We start from the raw sequence: 18,407 nt of genomic DNA on the forward strand, positions 1-18,407 counted from the left end.
AAGTACGTTCAGGGCCTCTATATCCCGCTGCAGATACAAAGCGCATGCGCGATGCGGTAGACCGTGAAGTCGTCTTGCCGTCTACGCGCTGTGTGGCATTTTTCAAGCATGTATACGGGAGCCTCGACATGGCCCAGACGCAACAGACGATCAATCCCGCCAACGGCGAAGTCATCGCGACCTACGAACTGGCCAGCGACGAACAGGCGCTGCAGACGCTGCGCGATTCGCACGAGGCGTTTCTGAAGTGGCGCACCACCACACTGGAAGAGCGCGGCGGCATTCTGCGCGAAATCGCCAAGCGGCTGCGTGCCGGCAAGGACGACTATGCCGCGCTCATGACCCGCGAGATGGGCAAGCCGATCTCGCAGGGCGGCGATGAAATCGAGCTTTGTGCCGCGATCTGTGAATACACCGCCGATACCGCGGCCGACGAGCTCGGCGACGAGGAGCGCGCGCTCGACGGCGGCCGTGCGCTGATCAGCTATCAGCCGCAGGGCGTGATTCTCGGCATTCAGCCCTGGAACTTCCCGTTCTATCAGGTCATTCGCTACAGCATCGCCAATATCATGGCGGGCAACACGGTCTTGCTGAAGCATGCGCCGAACGTCTGGGGCGCCGCCCTCGAGATCGAGAAGGTGTTCCGCGAAGCCGGCCTGCCGGAAAACGTCTTTCGCACCCTGCTCATCGATGCCGAACAGACCGGCCAGCTCATCGCGCATGAATACGTGCGCGGCGTGACGCTGACCGGCAGCCCGAAGGCGGGCGCGGCCGTGGCCGCTAAGGCCGGCCAGCACCTGAAGAAATCGGTGCTGGAGCTGGGCAGCAACGACGCCTATCTGGTGCTGGACGACGCGGATATCGACCGTGCGGTCGAAACCTGTGCCCAGGGCCGGATCTACAACAACGGCGAGACCTGCGTGGCGGCCAAGCGTTTCATCGTGGTCGATTCGGTGTACGAGTCGTTCCGCGACAAATTCGTCGAACGCATGCGCCAGGTCGAGTACGGCGATCCGACCGACCCGAACACGGTGCTCGGTCCGATCGCCCGCGAAGATCTGCGCGATACCCTGCACGATCTGGTCACGCGTTCGATCGATGCCGGCGCGACCTGCGTGTTCGGTGGCGAGCTGCCGGAGGGGCCGGGCTATTTCTACCCGGCGACGGTGCTGGAAGATCTCGCACCGGGCATGCCCGCCTACGACGAGGAGCTGTTCGGCCCGGTCGCATCGTTGATCCGTGTCGCCGACGAGGACGAAGCCATTCGCGTGGCGAATGACTCGCGCTACGGTCTGGGTGGCGGCATCTTTTCGAAGGACGAAAAGCGTGCCATCGATATCGCACGCAATCTGTTCGATACCGGCATGGTCAACATCAACGGCTATCGCCTGGCGCAGCCACATCTGCCGTTCGGCGGCGTCAAGGACAGCGGCTATGGCCGTGAACACGGCGGCTTCGGCATGAAGGAATTCGTGAACGCGAAGGCCGTGATGATCGTGGACTAGCGCCGGGTTGCGTGACCCGCTGCGTAGTCGACGCCCGTATCTCGATCGAGATACGGGCGTTTTTATTGCGTGGCGGTGCGCGCGTCAGGCGTGCGGCTTGAGCACGAGCGAGCGGCTGTCGGCAAGCAGCGGCGGGAACACGCGGTTGCGCCCGTTGCGCTTGGCGATATAAAGCGCCGCGTCCGCGCCGTCGACCAGCTCGGAGATCCGGTAGCGGGCCAGATGACCGGCCATGGCGCCCACGCTCACCGTCACGTCGTCGTGATCCGAGGCACGCACGTGAGGAATACGAAAGCCTTCGATGGCGCGGCGCAGGCGCTCGGCAATGCGTACGGCATCGGCCAGGTCGGCGTCGTAGAGCAGGATGAGAAACTCTTCGCCGCCGTACCGGATCGCCAGATCGTTCTCGTTGCGCAGCTGCGCGGCGATGGCGCCGGCAATGCGCTTGAGACAGGTGTCGCCGGCCGGGTGGCCGTAGTGGTCGTTGAACGCCTTGAAGTGGTCGACATCGACCATGAGGGCACCGACGCTGAGTTCATGCACGTTCTCGACGCCCGCGCCGTAGAGTTCGTCGATACGCTTTTCGAGCTGGTAGCGGTTGGACAGGCCGGTGAGCGCATCGCGGTTCGCGGCGAGTTCCGCGTCCTCGCGCTGTAGACGATCACGCAGATGGCGCAGAAAACCGTAGCGCGCGTCCCGCTCCATCCAGAAGTTCGCGCTCAGGGTCAGATAGCCGATGCTCACGATCGCGGCCATCCCGACGAGCTTGCTCGCGAACGGTTCGGCAGAGGGCAGAACCACCCAGAGATACCCGGCGACGAGCATCGTCGTCGCCGCGAGTGCGAAACGGAAATCCAGACGTTGGGACACATTGGCGTAGATCACCGTCAGCAGCACGAGATATTGATAGTGCTGCGCGGCGGGATGGTTGATGTTGATCGAATAGATGAAAAGAATCTGGGCCGCCATGGCGAGCGGTACGGACATTGCAAGCGTCTCGCGCAGCCACAGCCGGGGCTCGCCACGAATGGTGAAGCCCACGAACAGCAACAGCGGCGTCACCAGGGCCAGATGGCAGAAGGCCGCGAGTAGAAACGTCTGCGGCAAAAGCAGAAAGTCGGCGACGAGCAGCAGGTTATAGAGCAAAAGCGACGGCAGTATGGTGCTCGCGATCAGACGCGCCCGATAACGCCGCGAATACCCCTCGTAGGCCTGTTCTACCGGGGCCGGAAAACGCACCCGGCGATGACCCCGCTCGGCGATGCAGCGCTCCACAAGGAGTCGCTCGACTGTCTGTGTGGACATCGCGGTCTTGGCAACCGTCTTGTTCGAACCCGGCAACGACTATTAGCACGCGCTTACCGGAATCGGGACGGTGGGCTGGCGTGCCGACGGCCAGGGCGTGCGCGGTTCGCCCGGGCCCGGTCGGCAAGCGTCGGTTTTAAGCGGGAAAACTCGATTCGCCCGGTTTCGGTTCCGGAAAATTGAAAATCGGTCGTTCTCGTTCGTGGGCGCGATACGTGGCGGGCATGCTGTAAATTCGCGCGACAGCCGCCGGGCGCGGTGACCGGCGGCCTTGTCGTCGCGCACGACCGTGCGGCTAGTGCGCGGGCACAAGCCCCTGGCTGCGTGCCATGGCATAGGCCGCCTTCGGCCCGGTCCAGAGCGATGGCAGCAGTACCAGCGACACCGGGATCGCGGTGATCACGATCAATTGCTGCAGGGCGCTGATCTGGCCCTGGCCCATGGTGAGCAGAATCGCGGCCATGATGGCCATGGTGATCCCCCAGAACGCGCGCATCGCAGGCGCTGGCTCGTCGTGCCCGGCGTTGACCACGGCGATCGCATAGCTCATGGAATCGCCCGTGGTGGCAACGAATATCGAGGTGAGCACCATGATCGCCAGCGCCATGACGGCGCCGCCCGGCAAAGCCTGGGCGATGGTCAGCGTGGCCACGTCGAACTTGAAATCGGCCAGCGCGTCGCTGAGATCGAACACGCCGGTCATCTGATAGTGGATGCCCGAGCCACCGAGCAGCGTGAACCAGAGGGTGGTGGCGATCGGCGCGAGAATGGCCACCGATACGATCATCTGGCGGATGGTGCGTCCGCGCGAGATCCGCGCCACGAAAATCGCCATCAGCGGGCCATAGCCGAGAAACCAGGCAAAGAAAAAGACGGTCCACCACTTCATCCACCAGGCCGGCGCGGTCTGCGATGTCATCGTCGCCATGGTGAAGAACGAGCCGAGATAGTCGCCGAACGCCTGGGCATAGGCGTTGACCAGGAACAGCGTCGGGCCGAAAACGAAGATCACCGCCGCGATCGCCAGCGCCAAGAAGACGTTGAACCGGCTCAGGGTCTGGATGCCGCGGTCGATGCCCGTGACCGCCGACGTGACGTAGACCGCGCCCAGTACGGCGAGGATCGACAGCTGGGTCGGCAGACCCTCGGCGAGGCCGAAGATCTCGTGTAGGCCGTAGCTGACCTGCGTTGCGAGAAAGCCGATCGGCCCCACGGTGCCGGCCACCACGGCGATGATGCAGACTGCATCGACCACGCTGCCGACAGGGCTGTGTACCACGCGCTTGCCCAGAACCGGCAGCAGCAGACTACGCGGACGCAGCGGCTCGCCCTGATCGTAATGCACATGCGCCAGTACCACGGCGGTCAGAGAACCGAGAATGGCCCAGGCGAGAAAGCCCCAGTGCATGAACGACTGCGCGAGCGCGCCGGAAATGGCGGCCGCGGTCCCGGCCTGCGTATCGAACGCGGGCGGCGTGGTGAGGAAATGATAGACCGGCTCACCGGCGGCGAAGAACACCCCGCCGCCCGCGAGCAGCGTACACATGATGATCGACAGCCACTTGAAGGTGCTCAGCTCGGGCGTGTCGACCCCGCCGATACGGGCGTTCGCCGCCGGCGTGCAGGCTACGCCGAGGCCGATGAAGAAGGTCGCCAGCAGTAGCAGTTCGAAATAGGTGCCGAGCGTTGCGGCAGTCCAGGCGAAACCGGTCGAGATGGCGCCGGCGACGCCTTCGAGGTCGTAGAGCGAAAGGCCGACGAACACGAGCACGAAACCGATGCTCAGTGCCAGCGTGATCGGATCGCCCCAGCGGGAGGCCGTGGTGCGGTCGAGGGCAGGCGCGGCTGCTTGATTCATGAGGTCTATTTCCGGGCGAAACGGGGCGAACGTCGCATCGGTATCCAGGGCGAAAGCCGGGGCCAAAATTCAGCCATCGCCTTATGGCGACCGGCGCGGCGCATCGGTCGACGGTGAAGAAGTTCGCGTGACGCCACGCGTTGCGACGCCGGTCCCCGTGGCAGCGGTCGTGCTGCACTGCAAAATTAATGATCGCATCATACAGCAGGGCGCAAGCGACGCCGTGCCGCGGTTAGCCGGCGCCTGACACGGGTTGCCTCGGCGGCATGGCGTCAGTCGTCGCGCGAAGGGCGGCCACGCAACGCCTTGGTTCGGCCGCGCTTGGTCTTTTGATCCATGCGCTTGCGCTTCGCCCGCCGCGACGGCCGCGTGGGCTTGCGCCGGCGTGCGACGGCGGTAGCGCTGCGTATGATCGCCTGAAGACGGGCGAGCGCGTCTTCGCGATTCTTGTCCTGACTGCGAAACTGCTGCGCCTTGATCACGACGACGCCGTCGCGGGTGATCCGCCGGTCGCGTCGCGCCAGCAGCCGTTCCTTGTACATATCCGGCAGCGAGGACGCGCGGATATCGAACCGCAGATGCACCGCGGTTGCGACCTTGTTGACGTTCTGGCCGCCAGCGCCCGATGCGCGTACGGCGTGCCACTCGATCTCGCCGTCGTCGAGGCTGACTTGATTGGATATCGATAGCGCCATGCCGTCAGCCTAGTCGATTTCCGGTCGCACCTGCCCGGTGGCCCGCTGCGACAACAAAAACCGTGTTGTCGGTACATTGCCCGCCAGGGCGGGCCGCGAACAGGCGCACATGGCCTCGGCCAGCGCCGCGTCGCCGGCGAGCCGCAACCGGAAAGCCACCATCCAGCCGACCGCCATGTGGACGAAATCGCCGAACACGATCAGCCCGTGTTGGGGCTGCGCGTTCGGCAGCATCCCGCCCATCGGGGCGCCGACGAAGCCCCGGGCATCCCGTTTATCCGGGTTCGAAGGCGCCTTTCCCGGCAGATCTGTTTTGCCGGGCCACGCAATCGCACCCGGCTGCCCATTGCCTACGGGCCGCCATGCAGGCATCGCCGGTTGTTTTGGCCGCCTACCACCCCAAGGTCGAAAACAGGTTTCGAAAACAATCGGGATACAGCCATGGCGTTCCTGGAAGTCGATCGCGAGAACAACGCGCCCGTCGAGCTCTATTACGAGGACCACGGCAGCGGCAAGCCGGTGGTGCTCATCCACGGCTGGCCGCTGAGCGGGCGTTCCTGGGAGAAGCAGGTCCCGGCACTGGTTGAGGCCGGGCATCGCGTGATCACCTACGATCGCCGCGGTTTTGGCAAATCCTCGCAGCCCTGGACGGGTTATGACTACGACACCTTCGCCAGGGATCTGAGCACGCTGCTCGAGCATCTCGACCTCAACGAAGTCACCCTGGTGGGCTTTTCCATGGGCGGCGGCGAAGTGGCACGCTATATCGGCACCTATGGCAGCGCGCGCGTGGCCAAGGCCGTGCTCGCGGCGGCCGTACCGCCCTATCTGTACAAGGCGGATGACAACCCCGACGGCGGTCTCGACGACGCCACCATCGAGCAGTTCGAGAACGGCGTGAAAAGCGACCGGCTCGCGTTCTTCGAGGACTTCGCCACCAATTTCTTCTCGACCGAGGGCGGTGGGCTGCTCGTGAGCGAAGCCAGCCGCCAGTACCATCGCGATATCGCGTGGTTCGCCTCGCCGAAGGGCACCCTCGACTGCATCGGCGCATTCGGGCGGACGGACTTTCGCGACGACCTCGCCAAGTTCGACGTGCCCACGCTTGTCATCCACGGCGATTCCGACGGCATCGTGCCTTTCGAGGTCAGCGGCAAGCGTTCTGTCGACGCCATCGCTGACAGCTCGCTGGCACTGATCGAAGGCGGGCCGCACGGCATCAATGCCACGCACCCGGAGGCGTTCAACAAGGCACTGCTGGATTTCATCGGCTAGCGCGACCGAGAACAGTCGATTGCAATAAGGGCGGCCCAGGGGCCGCCCTTTTTCATGCCGCTGGCCTAGCCGGGGTCGTCGCCGCCGGATGTCGCGGTCGGCGTGGTGCCGATCAACGGCAGGGGTTGCGCGAAGGTCAGCGTGCGATAGGGGAACGGGATCTCGATGCCCGCGGCGTCGAGCGCCGCCTTCACGGCCACCACGATCTCGCTGCGCGAGCGGCGCACCCCAAGCGGCGTGGCGTCGCACCACCAGGTCACCTCGATATCCATACTGCTGTCGCCGAAGCCGTGGGCGAAGATCTGTACCGGCTGGCCCGCGATGACCGTGTCGCAGCCGGTCACCGCCGTCTCGATGACCGTCAGTGCCGCGGCAAGATCTTCGCCATAGGCCACGCCTGTCATCACCGTGATACGCCGCATGGGCCGGTCGGTCAGCACTTCGGTCGGGTTCTGGAACAGCTTCGAGTTGGGCACGAGCAGCAGTTCGCCGCTTACCTTGCGCAGCAGGGTCATGCGGATATTGATCTGTTCGACCCGCCCGAAGATATCGCCCGACCGGATGAAGTCGCCGCTTTCGAACGGATACTTCCAGAGCATGAGCATGCCGGCGAAAAAATTCTCGAAGGTGTCGCGGAACGCGAACCCGACCGCAACCGACAGCAGCCCGAGCCCGCCGAGCGCCTTGGTCGGTGAAAGGCCGGGAAAGACGACGATAGCGGCCAGCAACAGGCCCAGCCCCCAGATGCCCAGCGCCAGCAGGCGCTCGATCAGACGGCGCAACGAGGCCCGTGCGCGGCGGCCCACGATCAGCGCGGCCGCCCGCTGACCGAGCCAGGCCGCACCCCAGGTCAGTAGAAGTATGAGCAGCCCGAGGCCCAGAAAAGGCAGGTGATCGACGAAATCGCCCCAGGCGACGAGAACGGTATCGCGGACCGAGCCGACGACTTCGTCCAGGGAATCGGGCGCGGCCTGTGCTTGCTCAGTCGACGCCATGGGATCCCCCGATGCCTGGCTAATCGGCCATGGCGGCATTGTTATCGGCGCCGGGCGTGCTGGCAAGCATCGGCATGGTGCGGCGAAGCGCCAGCGGCTTCGCCAATCGATTAAAAGCGTGAACGGGTGAATCCAAACGCCTCATTGCTGTATATCATTACAGCTATGGAAATCCTGCGAAAACTCGAGATTCTGGCGGACGCCGCCAAGTACGACGCTTCCTGCTCCTCAAGCGGCACGCGGTCGCGCCATTCACTCGGTGGCAAGGGCGTGGGTTCGAGCGAGGGTTCGGGTATCTGTCACGCGTATGCGCCAGACGGGCGCTGTATTTCGCTGCTCAAGATTCTGCTCACGAATTTCTGTATCTACGAATGCAGCTACTGCATCAACCGGAACTCGTCCGGCGTGCAACGTGCGCGCTTCACGGTCGACGAGGTGGTGCGCCTGACGCTTGATTTCTACAAGCGCAACTATATCGAAGGGCTGTTTCTGAGCTCGGGCGTGATCCAGAGCCCCGACTACACGATGGCGCAGCTGGTCGAGGTGGCGCGCCAGCTGCGCCGGGATCACGACTTTCGCGGTTATATCCATCTCAAGACGATTCCCGATGCCGACGGCGAGCTGCTGGCCGAGGCCGGGCGCTTTGCCGATCGGTTGTCGATCAATGTCGAACTGCCCACGCAGATCGCGCTCGACGACCTAGCGCCGGAGAAGGATCACCGCACGATCAAGCTGTCGATGGCGCGTATCCGCGCGCGCCAGGACGAGGACGCCGAACAGCGCCGTGCCGCCCGGCGCGTAACGAGCCTGTCACCCAAACCCAGGACGCTGCCGCGATTCGCCCCGGCGGGTCAGTCCACGCAGATGATCGTCGGCGCCGAACCGTCGACGGACGCCCAGATACTGTCGACGACCGCGCAGCTGTATTCGTCCTACAAGCTCAAGCGCGTCTATTTTTCGGCCTTCTCGCCAATCGCCGATGCCTCGTCGAAACTGCCCGCGCGGCGCACGCCGCTGATGCGCGAGCATCGGCTGTATCAGTCCGACTGGCTGATCCGCTTCTACGGCTACGGCCACGAAGAAATCACCGCGGGTTCGGACGATACCGCGGCCGCGGGGATGCTCGATCTCGATGTGGATCCGAAGCTGGGTTGGGCACTGCGCAATCGCGGCTTCTTTCCCGTGGATCTCAATCGGGCATCGCGCGAGCAGCTGCTGCGTGTGCCCGGCCTCGGGGTCAAATCGGTCAACAAGCTGCTCAAGATCCGCCGCTGGCAGAAGATTCGGCTCGAGGATCTCGTCGCCCTCAAGGCCGGGGTCAAAAAAGCCATGCCTTTCATCGTGTGTGCCAATCATCATCCCGGCCTTCAGGAGACGCCGAGCGCGCTCTTGCGCGCCCGTTTCGCGCCACCGACGGTCGCGCAACAGGCGTTCGATTTCTAGGGTGGCGAGCATGGACAGGCAACCGTCACTGTTCGGCGAAGCCGAGACCGCCAGCACACAGGTCGTGGCCCGGTTTGCGCCGCACTTCGACGCATGGAAAGTGCAGGCGCGCCGGCTGCTATCGGACGAGACGTCGCCTGAGCACGTTTGGTGGGAAGCCGACGGTGAACGAGCGGCCGTGTCGCCACCCGCCGAGCCCGCGTCGACGCCACGTGTTCCCAAGGCTTTCGTGAACATGGCACGGGCGGCCAGCTGTCATCGTAGCGAGGACCGCTGGGCGCTCCTGTATACGGTGCTCTGGCGGATTACCCATGGCGAGCGTCACCTGATGCAGCTCGGCGGCGATCCGGACGTGGCACGGCTTACGCGCTACGCCAAGGCGGTGCGCCGGGACGTACACAAGATGAAGGCTTTCGTGCGATTTCGCGCGGTGCTCGAGCCCGACAGCGAGGACTGCGAGCCGCGGTATGTGGCCTGGTTCGAGCCGGAGCACGGCATCGTCGAGTACGCCAGCGGCTTCTTCAAACGCCGCTTTGCCAATATGCGCTGGTCCATTCTCACGCCGATGGGCTGTGCCCACTGGGAGGGTGCCGGCGAAGTCTGGTTTTCGGCGGCGGTCGATAAAGGCGCAGCACCCCGGGGCGATGCCCTCGAAGACGCCTGGCGGATCTACTACCGCAGCATATTCAATCCCGCGCGCGTCAAGATTCGGGCGATGCAGTCGGAAATGCCGCAGAAATACTGGAAGAACATGCCCGAGGCGCACTTGATCCCGGCGCTGATCCGGGACGCCGACCGGCGCGTGGCCGACATGGAGCGCCAGACCCGCGAGCAGGACGCGCCGCGTTGCGGGCCGCGCCCTGCAAGCCCGGATACCGAGAACGCCGCTGCGATCGCGCGTGCGACGCCCGCCTCGATCGAGCGTCTGGCGCTCCAGGCGAAGACCTGCCGCAACTGTGCACTCTGGCAGCCGGCCACGCAGACCGTATTCGGGGAAGGGCCCAGCGATGCGCGCATCATGCTCGTCGGCGAGCAGCCGGGCGATCACGAGGACCTCTCGGGCCGGCCGTTCGTCGGGCCGGCCGGGCAGTTGCTCGACCGTGCCCTCGCGGATGCGGGACTCGAGCGCGAGCGACTCTATCTCACCAACACCGTGAAGCACTTCAAGTTCGACAGTCGCGGCAAGACGCGCCTGCATTCCACGCCGGACGACACCGAGGTGCGCGCCTGCAAGCCCTGGCTGGATAGCGAAATAGGGCTCGTCGATCCGGAGCTGGTCATCTGCCTCGGTGCCACGGCGGCGCGGGCGCTGCTGGGGCGCGCCGCTCGTGTCACGCGCGATCGCGGGCGCCCGATCGCATGGCAGGACCGCCGCTACTTACTTACCGTGCATCCCTCGTATCTGTTGCGTCGCGGCCATGCGGCGGCCAATGCGCCCGACTACCGGCGTTTCGTGAGCGATCTGTCCCAGGCGTTGCGCTGGTCGGCGTGACCGGGCCCGATGCGCCGCATCCGGTTGGCTCGGTTTGGCTGGACGCGTTTCGACGTCGGTGCCGCTTATCGCGGCGCGCAGGGCTCGCGTGCCGCTGAAGGCGCAGGTCCGGGCATAAAAAAACCGCCCTCATCGAGGGCGGTAACTCTGCACACGGGTTCTTCTTGCGTTCGTGGGGTCGCGTTCAGATCGCGAGCGTGGTGTCGTCGGAGCGGCGCGATCGACGAGCCGCCACACCGACGCCGATCAGGCCGAGGCCGAAGAGCGCGAGCGCCAGTTCCGAGGGTTCCGGCACGTTGACGGAGTAGATCGACTCGGCGATGAACACGAAGTCCTGGAAGTCCTGGTCGGAGCCCGGAAGGAAGGTGTCTTCCCAGCCGAAAATATACTCGTTGGAGCCCCACGCCCCAGCCGCGCTGTTACCGACCTGAATGATTTCGTCATCGTTACCCTGGTAGGCGACCATGTACTGGTTGCCATCGTCGTTCAGGCCCGGGCTCGAGTAGAAGATACCGTTCGGGGTGTCGAGGTAGAACCCGAACAGCGAGTCCGAGAAGAACGTGCCGGTCGCGTTGCCCAGGCCGAGAACGACCTGGTTCGAGGTGTCGAAGCCGATCACCTGCTGGGAGCCGGTCGAGGCAGAGCCGTTGTAGAGCTCGACCCGGTTGGTCTTGTCGGCCGCGTCGAAAATGCCCAGCGCGTTGGACCCCGAGTTTGCCGTGATCTCGATGATGATCTGGCTGAAGCTGCCGCCCGAGCCCTGGACTTTCCAGAAGCTGCTCGGTGTGTACTGGTCGGCGTTCACATCGATGAAGTTGTCGCCGTCGACCGCGATGTCGCCGAGGATCTGCTGGAGCGATGTTTCGCTGCCGGTCTGTACGGTAACCGCAAACGCCTGGCCGGCAAGAAGCAGCGAGCCCGCGGTTACGGTGAGTAGATGTCTGAAAATTTTCATGGTGCTTTCCCTGCTTGCCCGTGGGTTGCGAATCCACTTGGTTGCGTGCGGCGAAGTGCCGGCAGGGCAGGTAAAGCAAGCGGTGTGCCAGTGTTCAAGTTATTGAAAAATGGTAATAAAGTTGCACGCCTAATGTTCGCAGGGCCGCGTGTGTAAGACGCGTCGACGCTTTTACTGGCGAGCGCCGCGCGGATCTCGGTGGACGACAACGCGCGGTCGGCATGCCGCGCTCGATGGCGCGGTCCGACATAAGCGCAAGTGCATGAAAAATTGTGTTTTCTGTTGCACGACGAGAGCGCGTCCCGGCGTCTCGCCGCAAGCTGCGAATGCGTGCCGCCGACCTGTGTCGTCGCGTAAGCTTTGGCGACATGTGATCGATCGCCGTGTGATCGTTGGCGACGAAAAACGACGCCGAAATGGGTGTTCGTCGCCATACATGACAACGCCATATCCCGGTAGCCTGCGATAACGACATAAAACGAAAGGAAAAAACATGCCCGGTTGGGACATTGCGGACATCCCCCATCTCACAGGCCGGACTGCGGTCGTAACGGGCGCGAACAGCGGCCTGGGGCTGGAAACGGCGCGTGCGCTCGCTGGCGCCGGTGCGCAGGTGGTTTTGGCCTGTCGCAACATCGGCAAGGGCGAGCATGCGGCCGAACAGATTCGCCGCGACCACCCGGCGGCGCGCCTGCAAGTCATGCCGCTGGATCTTGCCGACTTGTCGAGCGTCGAATCGTTTGTCGCGGATCTGTGTGCGAGTCACGAACGGCTGGATATGCTGGTCAACAATGCGGGTGTCATGGCGTTGCCCTTGCGCCGCACGGCCGATGGGTTCGAGATGCAGATCGGCACCAACCACCTCGGCCACTTCGCACTGACGGGCCGTTTGCTGGACCGGCTCCGGGCCACACCCGGCGCGCGAGTGGTCACCGTGTCGAGTCTGGCCCATACGTTCGGGCGTATCGATACCGACGACCTCAACTGGAATACGCGCGGCTACAAGCGCTGGCTGGCCTATGGCCAGGCCAAGCTCGCCAACCTGATGTTCGCGCTGGAGTTCGACCGGCGCCTGCGTGCTGCCGGGGTGGACGTGATCAGTGCAGCCGCCCATCCCGGCTATGCCGCGACCCACCTGCAGCTCGCGGGGCCCGAAATGAGCGGCTCGCGGCTTGCGGCGACGGGTATGCGGCTGGCCAACCGCGTGTTCGCGCAGTCGCAGCGCCGGGGTGCCTTGCCGAGTCTCTATGCGGCGACCGCGAACGACGTATGCGGTGGTGACTATTTCGGCCCCGACGGGCTGCGCGAGTTCTGGGGCAAGCCTACGCGGGTGAAACCCGCGGGGCGCGCGTTGAAGCGGGACACCGCCGCGCGGCTCTGGGCCGTATCCGAGCAGCTCACCGGCGTGGCCTACGGCATCTGAGGTTTCAACGCCCTGCGAAACGGGTCGGGCCTCGTCATGGGGGCCATGCACGGGCATGATCGTTAACGCCCGGTCAACGCCCGGTCAACGCCCGGAACGCGCACGACACCGCGCAAACACAGGAGCATGCATGGCACGCAAACGCGAGGGTGAGCGCAGCAGTCTGCTCGGACAAGTCACCAGCTTGACCAGCAGCCTGTCCAAGAGCGCGTTGAGTGCGCTTGCCAGCCGTGTGGGCGGTCTTACGCTCGACATCGGCCGTACGATCATCCTGGATCGCGCCCAGCGCCGGCTGCTGTCCGAAGAGCAGCGGGCGTGGATGGTACGCGCCGGCGAGGCGATTCAGGACGCGCGCCAGACGGCCGGACTGTCGCGCGACGATCTGGCGCGTGCGCTGGACCTGGAGGACAAGACCGTTCTGCAGGCCATGGAGCAGGGCTCGGCTACAGTGTCCTTCGACATGATTCTGCGCCTGACGTCGCTGCTCGCGCGCAACGACCCCATCCCGTTCCTGATTCAGCTCGTGCGCGGCTTCAATCCGCGTTTGTGGGCGCTGGCCGAGGACTGGGGCGTGGGCCGGTTGCCGACCATGGTCGAGCGCGATCGCAAGTGGATCAACATATATCGCGGCAACGAGGCGGCGCGCCAGCTGCCGGAGGCCGATTTCGACGAGGTGATCGCCTTCTGTGAAAGCGCGCTAACCATGGCCGTACAGTTCAAACAGACCGGTCGAGCGCCCAGCGTCGCGCCGCGGCCGGGCACCGACGACACGGACGAACCCGGCCGCTGAGGCCGCTCATATTCCGTCGAAGCGCCCGCCACGGCCGGCGCCGTGCGCGAAGCGATCGGCGCCGTCTGCCGCCTGATCGATGGATTGCAGCCCGTGGCGGAATTCGTTGGCGAGTGCGGCGTCGTGATCGAGCGACCACTGCTCGATCGCCGAGGCGCGATCGTGGCGCATACAGTCCTGCGGAAAACCCGCGATCTGCTGGGCGAGTTCGAGCGCTGAATCGAGTGCGCTGCCGTCATCGACCACGCGATTGGCCAGTCCCCAGGCCAGCGCCTCCTCGGCACCGACCGCGCGGCCGGTCAGGATCATGTCCATCGCGCGCGAGGCGCCGATGAGCCGCGGCAGGCGCACGGTGCCGCCGTCTATCAGCGGCACGCCCCAACGCCGACAGAACACGCCGAACACCGCCGAGCGTTCCATCACCCGCAGGTCGCACCAGCAGGCCAGTTCCAACCCGCCGGCGACCGCCGCACCGGCCACTGCGGCGATCACCGGCTTGGAAAGGCGCATGCGGCTCGGGCCCATCGGCGCATCGCCGTCCGGATCGACGCGGTTGCGCCGCTCGCCCGAAGCCACCGCCTTGAGATCGGCGCCGGCACAGAAATGGCCGCCCGTGCCGGACAGGATGGCGACGCGCGATGCGTCGTCCGCTTCGAATTCGCGGAATGCGGCGGTGAGCGCTTCGGCGGTGGGGCGATCCACGGCATTGCGTGCCTCGGCTCGATCGATTCTCACGATGAAGATCGCGTCGCGATGTTCGGTGGTCACGGTCATGGGTGGTTTCCGCTCGAAGGGGTCGCCGCGGTCAGACGGCTTCGCCCCAGTAGTTGTAGGTGAGCACGCGCGGGCCCGGGATATAGCCCTGTTGCAGGTCGTCGACCTTGAAACCGGCCGCTTCGAGCAGCGCCGGCACGTCACGATCCATATGGCAATCGCCGGCGATACGTCGCCAGGCGGGTGTCAGGCGGCGCTGCCAGCGCGCGATCGACGGTTCCGGCGCCAGGCCGTGTTCGCAGAACAGCAGCCGACCACCGGGCCGCAGCGTGCGCTTCATCTCGCGCAGGGCGGCAACGGGATCAGGGATGCTGCACAGGGTGTAGGTGAGCACCACGGTATCGAAGCGATCGTTTTCGACCGGTATCCGTTCGGCAGACAGGGCCAGCAGTTCGAGGTCCAGGCCGGTGCCGCACAGGCGTTTGCGGGTGGTTCGGTTCATCTGGCTCGCCGGGTCAAGCCCCCAGATGCGCTCGATATGTTCGGCGCGATAATGCGGCAGGTTGAGTCCGGTGCCGATACCCACTTCCAGCACTTCGCCGCGCGCCAGCGGCACGATCCTGTCGCGCTGGCGGCGGACCGGGCGCACGCCGCAGGCCAAATCCAGCAGGCGCGGCAGGCAATAGCGTTCGTAGAAAGTCATGGTCGGCCAATGAAAATACAGATTCTACGTTTAGCATGCGCGGCACCGGCGTCGCCGGCCGGGGTTGAATCGCTAGGATTCAAGGGCACGTTCAAGATTAGTCCAAGCGAGGTGCGGCCATGCAAACAATCAAGATTGATCTGGTATCCGATGTCGTCTGCCCCTGGTGCGCCATCGGCGATGCGCGTTTACAGCAGGCGATGGATCGCCTCGCTAACGACTATGCCTTGGAAGTGGAATGGCATCCGTTTTTGCTCAACCCGGACGTGCCGCCCGAAGGGCGCGACATCCTGGAGCATTTGAGCGTGAAGTACGGCCGCAGCGAAGAGGAAATGAAAGCCGCGCAGCACGACATCATCGGTGCCGCGCGCGAGCTGGGGCTGAACTTCGAGCAAGCGCTGGAACGCCGTTCCTGGCGCACTTTCGATACCCATCGCGTACTGGCCTATGCCAAGGAACAGGGGCAGGACGCCGCCTTCAACCGCGCCCTGTTCGAAGCCTACTTCGGCCGCGCCGAAAGCCCGACCGATCCCGAGGTGCTGGTGCCGATCGCCGAATCCCTGGGGCTGGACGGCGCCCGCGTGCGCGACATACTGGCCTCGAACGAGTACGCCGAACAGGTCGAACGCGAGATCGCGTACTGGCAGTCGCTGGGCGTGTCGTCGGTACCGTCGTTCATCGTCGACAACAAGTACCTGCTCGCCGGTGCCCAGCCGCCCGATGCGCTGGCCGATGCCCTGCGTCAGATTGCCGGCGAGCGCACCGCCGGCGCCTGAGCGTTAGATGGCCACTATTCAGTCGTGTTGGCCGGCGGGCGCGTGGGTTCGGGTACGTCGGTGTCGCTGACCCGCGCACGCACGTTGGGCAGATAGGCTGGATATTCGCGCTGGATGAAGTCCAGCAGTGCTTCGCGGATACGACAGCGCAGATGCCAGAGTTCGATCGAATCGTTCGCGCTCATGAGAAAACGAATCTGCATCGCATGCTCGCCGGATTCGACGACCTGTGTCGTGCCGATGAGTTCGTCCCAGGCGCCGTCGGCCTTTAGCAGACGTTCGAACTCCGCGCGCAGCGGCGGCACCGGCATGCGATAGTCCAGCCACATGAAGACGGGGCCCATGAGGCTGGTCGGGCGTCGTGTCCAGTTCTCGAACGGGTTCTCGATGAACCACTGCAGCGGCACGATCAGGCGGCGCAGATCCCAGGTACGCAGCACCACATAGGTGGTGGTGACTTCCTCGACCCAGCACCACTCGTCCTTGAACTTGAGCACGTCCTCGATGCGAAACGGCTGCGACAGCGCGATCTGCAGCCCGGCCAGCAGGTTGGACAGCACCGGCCGCGCCGCAAAACCGATGATCAGGCCGCCGATGCCGGCCGAGGCGAGCAGACTGGTACCCAGCTGGCGGATCGAGGGAAACGTCATCAGCGCGGCCGAGATGCCGATGATGGCCACCAGCACAGTCAGCCCGCGGGTGAGAAAACGCGCCTGCGTCTCGACCCGGCGCGCGACGTGATGGCGGCCCTCGACCGCCGGGTTGAGGCGAACGATCACGTCGCCGATGGCCGTGATCGCCTTCAGGGCTGCCCAGGTCAGCGCCAGGATGAGGCACAGGCTATTGATATGCCTTAGCGCGGCCATCCACGGCACGCCGTGGTCGCTGGCATGCCAGACCGCCTGCAGCGCCAGCAGAAAGACGACCACGCCACCGGCGCGATCGCACTGCTGGAGAAATTCGCGCGCAATGGCGCGGCGCTGGATCAGCCGATAACCCAGGCGAACGAGCAGTGCGTAGATCGCCGTTGCGGCGACTGCGGTCCCGAAACCGGCGAACAGGGTGACGGCCCAGGCGCTCACGCTGGGATCTATCGCATCGAGCATTACGCGCTCCGTGGCCGGACGTTTCTCCGGCGCGCAGGACATGACCAGGTGCCATGCAGTTTCCCTGCCATCGGCCGGCGCTGGCAATCACCGCCGTGCGGCGTCGCGCCGCGGCGTGTGTCCTAGGTGAGCATGGCGCCGAGCGAATACAGCCCGAAGCAGGCGCCCACCAGCAGGGCCGAGGCGAGCGTGACCAGTGTGCCGTTCACACAGTACTTGATGGTGGTGTAACGCCCCGGGTTGGTCTGCTTGAGTTCGCGCGTGTTCGACAGCACCGGCGCCAGCTTGGCGAACACCGTGTTTGCCAGGCCCCGTTCGTCCTCGGCCGTGTTGGGAACCACCGTGGCGCGCATCAAACCCTTGTAGAAGACGTTGACCAGCGGACCGACGATACGGGTGGGCCGTTCCACATCGCACATGAGGATCACACGATCCTCCTGGGCGTCGTTGTGCGCGTAGTGCAGATAGGTCTCGTCGAACAGCAGGGCCTTGCCGTCGCGCCAGGAGTAGTTCTCGCCGTCGATATTGATATAGCAGGGATCGGCGTTCGGCGTGGCCAGGCCGAGGTGGTAGCGCAGCGAGCAGGCCGCGGGATCGGCATGGCGGGTGAGCTTCGAGCCCACCGGCAGCACCGAAAACATGGCGCCGTTCACGCAGGACACGCCCTCGAGCAGGCGCGTCGTCTGCGGGCACAGGCGTTTGGCCGAATTATGCGTGGTGCCGTACCAGCGCAGATAGAACTTGCGCCAGCCGTACTTGTGAAAGGTGCGAAAACCGATGTCGTACTGACCGCCGGCCGCGTCCTGGGTGGTCTGTTCGAACACCGCGTTATGGTGCATCGCCAGCGCTTCTTCACGGATCACGCGCCAGTTGCGCTGAATGACGTCCAACTCCGGAAAGCGATCGAGATCCATGATCGGCTGCCGAGCGCGGCGCTGGGTGAACAGATAAAGCAGGCAGTTGAGTGGGCTGAAGATGGGCCAGCCCTTGCGCAGATACTGCTTGAAACTGTCGTAGCGGACGGCGCCGCGAAAGCGGTAGACATAAACAATCGAGCCGGCCACGAAGGTGAACAGGCACGCGAAGGTCAGCAATAAAGGCACATCGACTCCCTGGGCATGGCGTAGGCGCCCCTCGACGGCGGCGCATGACGACATGCAGATCGAAAGCGAACCCGCACCGTGCATATCGCCTTATTAGTACGGCATCAAGCATGTACAACGCAGCTATCGATCGGTGTGCGAGCGCGCCGCCTGGCGTTGCCTGTGGGATCGGGTATGTTGTGGACAATACGTTCAGCGTCGCGCCAGCCGGGTTGCGCCACGCTGTCGCCTCGCCGCGGGCGATGGGGGCGCCTGTGGATTCGCCGTAA

18 protein-coding genes are annotated in these 18,407 nt (G+C 64.8%); 7 read left to right on the forward strand and 11 right to left on the reverse strand.

Going from position 1 to position 18,407, the window contains the following annotated elements:
• Positions 1 to 128 precede the first annotated feature (128 nt).
• Complete coding sequence (locus J7355_RS01165) at positions 129 to 1,505, forward strand: NAD-dependent succinate-semialdehyde dehydrogenase (protein ID WP_209059090.1); 1,377 nt, start codon at positions 129 to 131, stop codon at positions 1,503 to 1,505.
• Between the two features lie 84 nt (positions 1,506 to 1,589).
• Here the strand turns inward: J7355_RS01165 and J7355_RS01170 are convergent, their stop codons facing one another.
• The 4 genes from J7355_RS01170 to J7355_RS01185 form a co-directional block, all read right to left on the reverse strand.
• The gene (locus J7355_RS01170) at positions 1,590 to 2,810 is read right to left on the reverse strand and encodes a diguanylate cyclase (protein ID WP_209059092.1); all 1,221 of its coding nucleotides are present in this window, start codon (positions 2,808 to 2,810) and stop codon (positions 1,590 to 1,592) included.
• 295 nt (positions 2,811 to 3,105) lie between these two features.
• Positions 3,106 to 4,668 carry a BCCT family transporter gene (locus tag J7355_RS01175; protein WP_209059094.1) on the reverse strand — a complete coding sequence of 521 codons (1,563 nt, stop codon included), beginning with the start codon at positions 4,666 to 4,668 and terminating at the stop codon, positions 3,106 to 3,108.
• Positions 4,669 to 4,940: 272 nt separating this feature from the next.
• Positions 4,941 to 5,363 (reverse strand): alternative ribosome rescue aminoacyl-tRNA hydrolase ArfB, encoded by a 423-nt coding sequence (arfB, locus tag J7355_RS01180; protein WP_209059096.1) that lies wholly within the window; start codon positions 5,361 to 5,363, stop codon positions 4,941 to 4,943.
• 9 nt (positions 5,364 to 5,372) lie between these two features.
• Positions 5,373 to 5,606, reverse strand: coding sequence for a hypothetical protein (locus J7355_RS01185; protein ID WP_209059098.1), 234 nt, complete (start codon positions 5,604 to 5,606; stop codon positions 5,373 to 5,375).
• A gap of 198 nt (positions 5,607 to 5,804) precedes the next feature.
• On the opposite strand from J7355_RS01185, the gene J7355_RS01190 reads away from it, so the two are divergent.
• On the forward strand, positions 5,805 to 6,638 hold the full coding sequence (locus J7355_RS01190; protein WP_209059101.1) for an alpha/beta hydrolase: 834 nt from the start codon (positions 5,805 to 5,807) through the stop codon (positions 6,636 to 6,638).
• Between the two features lie 65 nt (positions 6,639 to 6,703).
• Here J7355_RS01190 and J7355_RS01195 read toward each other — a convergent pair whose 3' ends face one another.
• Positions 6,704 to 7,633, reverse strand: a complete 930-nt coding sequence (locus J7355_RS01195) for a mechanosensitive ion channel family protein (RefSeq protein WP_209059103.1) — start codon at positions 7,631 to 7,633, stop codon at positions 6,704 to 6,706.
• A 19-nt stretch (positions 7,634 to 7,652) separates the two neighbouring features.
• Positions 7,653 to 7,778 carry a hypothetical protein gene (locus J7355_RS17840; protein WP_280637539.1) on the reverse strand — a complete coding sequence of 42 codons (126 nt, stop codon included), beginning with the start codon at positions 7,776 to 7,778 and terminating at the stop codon, positions 7,653 to 7,655.
• A 20-nt stretch (positions 7,779 to 7,798) separates the two neighbouring features.
• Here J7355_RS17840 and J7355_RS01200 point away from each other — a divergent pair, with 20 nt between their 5' ends.
• Both J7355_RS01200 and J7355_RS01205 read left to right on the forward strand, forming a co-directional pair.
• A complete protein-coding gene (locus J7355_RS01200) occupies positions 7,799 to 9,076 on the forward strand; it encodes a putative DNA modification/repair radical SAM protein (RefSeq protein ID WP_209059105.1) in 1,278 nt (425 codons plus the stop codon).
• 10 nt (positions 9,077 to 9,086) lie between these two features.
• Complete coding sequence (locus J7355_RS01205) at positions 9,087 to 10,568, forward strand: UdgX family uracil-DNA binding protein (RefSeq protein ID WP_209059106.1); 1,482 nt, start codon at positions 9,087 to 9,089, stop codon at positions 10,566 to 10,568.
• A gap of 184 nt (positions 10,569 to 10,752) precedes the next feature.
• Here the strand turns inward: J7355_RS01205 and J7355_RS01210 are convergent, their stop codons facing one another.
• On the reverse strand, positions 10,753 to 11,523 hold the full coding sequence (locus J7355_RS01210; RefSeq protein WP_209059107.1) for a DUF4114 domain-containing protein: 771 nt from the start codon (positions 11,521 to 11,523) through the stop codon (positions 10,753 to 10,755).
• Positions 11,524 to 12,016: 493 nt separating this feature from the next.
• Here J7355_RS01210 and J7355_RS01215 point away from each other — a divergent pair, with 493 nt between their 5' ends.
• Both J7355_RS01215 and J7355_RS01220 read left to right on the forward strand, forming a co-directional pair.
• A complete protein-coding gene (locus tag J7355_RS01215) occupies positions 12,017 to 12,946 on the forward strand; it encodes an oxidoreductase (RefSeq protein ID WP_209059108.1) in 930 nt (309 codons plus the stop codon).
• Between the two features lie 130 nt (positions 12,947 to 13,076).
• Positions 13,077 to 13,736, forward strand: a complete 660-nt coding sequence (locus J7355_RS01220) for an XRE family transcriptional regulator (RefSeq protein WP_209059110.1) — start codon at positions 13,077 to 13,079, stop codon at positions 13,734 to 13,736.
• Positions 13,737 to 13,742: 6 nt separating this feature from the next.
• On the opposite strand, the gene J7355_RS01225 is transcribed toward J7355_RS01220, so the two are convergent.
• Both J7355_RS01225 and J7355_RS01230 read right to left on the reverse strand, forming a co-directional pair.
• Positions 13,743 to 14,510, reverse strand: a complete 768-nt coding sequence (locus tag J7355_RS01225; RefSeq protein WP_209059111.1) for a crotonase/enoyl-CoA hydratase family protein — start codon at positions 14,508 to 14,510, stop codon at positions 13,743 to 13,745.
• Positions 14,511 to 14,541: 31 nt separating this feature from the next.
• The gene (locus J7355_RS01230; protein ID WP_209059113.1) at positions 14,542 to 15,153 is read right to left on the reverse strand and encodes a class I SAM-dependent methyltransferase; all 612 of its coding nucleotides are present in this window, start codon (positions 15,151 to 15,153) and stop codon (positions 14,542 to 14,544) included.
• Positions 15,154 to 15,272: 119 nt separating this feature from the next.
• On the opposite strand from J7355_RS01230, the gene J7355_RS01235 reads away from it, so the two are divergent.
• Positions 15,273 to 15,929 (forward strand): DsbA family oxidoreductase, encoded by a 657-nt coding sequence (locus tag J7355_RS01235; protein ID WP_209059115.1) that lies wholly within the window; start codon positions 15,273 to 15,275, stop codon positions 15,927 to 15,929.
• A 14-nt stretch (positions 15,930 to 15,943) separates the two neighbouring features.
• Here J7355_RS01235 and J7355_RS01240 read toward each other — a convergent pair whose 3' ends face one another.
• Complete coding sequence (locus tag J7355_RS01240; RefSeq protein WP_209059118.1) at positions 15,944 to 17,035, reverse strand: mechanosensitive ion channel domain-containing protein; 1,092 nt, start codon at positions 17,033 to 17,035, stop codon at positions 15,944 to 15,946.
• Between the two features lie 122 nt (positions 17,036 to 17,157).
• Positions 17,158 to 18,138 (reverse strand): aspartyl/asparaginyl beta-hydroxylase domain-containing protein, encoded by a 981-nt coding sequence (locus J7355_RS01245; RefSeq protein WP_209059120.1) that lies wholly within the window; start codon positions 18,136 to 18,138, stop codon positions 17,158 to 17,160.
• Positions 18,139 to 18,407: the final 269 nt, after the last annotated feature.

This window comes from Endozoicomonas sp. G2_2 (assembly GCF_017744135.1).
Classification (GTDB): Bacteria; Pseudomonadota; Gammaproteobacteria; order Nevskiales; family Salinisphaeraceae; genus Salinisphaera.

Excerpts from the sequence above, each read along its gene's own strand:
- J7355_RS01220 (WP_209059110.1), top strand. The coding sequence starts at position 13,077 with ATGGCACGCAAACGCGAGGGTGAGCGCAGCAGTCTGCTCGGACAAGTC.
- J7355_RS01165 (WP_209059090.1), top strand. The coding sequence starts at position 129 with ATGGCCCAGACGCAACAGACGATCAATCCCGCCAACGGCGAAGTCATC.
- J7355_RS01205 (WP_209059106.1), top strand. The coding sequence starts at position 9,087 with ATGGACAGGCAACCGTCACTGTTCGGCGAAGCCGAGACCGCCAGCACA.
- J7355_RS01230 (WP_209059113.1), bottom strand. The coding sequence starts at position 15,153 with ATGACTTTCTACGAACGCTATTGCCTGCCGCGCCTGCTGGATTTGGCC.
- J7355_RS01210 (WP_209059107.1), bottom strand. The coding sequence starts at position 11,523 with ATGAAAATTTTCAGACATCTACTCACCGTAACCGCGGGCTCGCTGCTT.
- J7355_RS01175 (WP_209059094.1), bottom strand. The coding sequence starts at position 4,668 with ATGAATCAAGCAGCCGCGCCTGCCCTCGACCGCACCACGGCCTCCCGC.
- J7355_RS01240 (WP_209059118.1), bottom strand. The coding sequence starts at position 17,035 with ATGCTCGATGCGATAGATCCCAGCGTGAGCGCCTGGGCCGTCACCCTG.
- J7355_RS01235 (WP_209059115.1), top strand. The coding sequence starts at position 15,273 with ATGCAAACAATCAAGATTGATCTGGTATCCGATGTCGTCTGCCCCTGG.
- arfB (WP_209059096.1), bottom strand. The coding sequence starts at position 5,363 with ATGGCGCTATCGATATCCAATCAAGTCAGCCTCGACGACGGCGAGATC.
- J7355_RS01225 (WP_209059111.1), bottom strand. The coding sequence starts at position 14,510 with ATGACCGTGACCACCGAACATCGCGACGCGATCTTCATCGTGAGAATC.
- J7355_RS01190 (WP_209059101.1), top strand. The coding sequence starts at position 5,805 with ATGGCGTTCCTGGAAGTCGATCGCGAGAACAACGCGCCCGTCGAGCTC.
- J7355_RS17840 (WP_280637539.1), bottom strand. The coding sequence starts at position 7,778 with ATGAGGCGTTTGGATTCACCCGTTCACGCTTTTAATCGATTGGCGAAG.
- J7355_RS01185 (WP_209059098.1), bottom strand. The coding sequence starts at position 5,606 with ATGGGCGGGATGCTGCCGAACGCGCAGCCCCAACACGGGCTGATCGTG.
- J7355_RS01170 (WP_209059092.1), bottom strand. The coding sequence starts at position 2,810 with ATGTCCACACAGACAGTCGAGCGACTCCTTGTGGAGCGCTGCATCGCC.
- J7355_RS01215 (WP_209059108.1), top strand. The coding sequence starts at position 12,017 with ATGCCCGGTTGGGACATTGCGGACATCCCCCATCTCACAGGCCGGACT.
- J7355_RS01200 (WP_209059105.1), top strand. The coding sequence starts at position 7,799 with ATGGAAATCCTGCGAAAACTCGAGATTCTGGCGGACGCCGCCAAGTAC.
- J7355_RS01195 (WP_209059103.1), bottom strand. The coding sequence starts at position 7,633 with ATGGCGTCGACTGAGCAAGCACAGGCCGCGCCCGATTCCCTGGACGAA.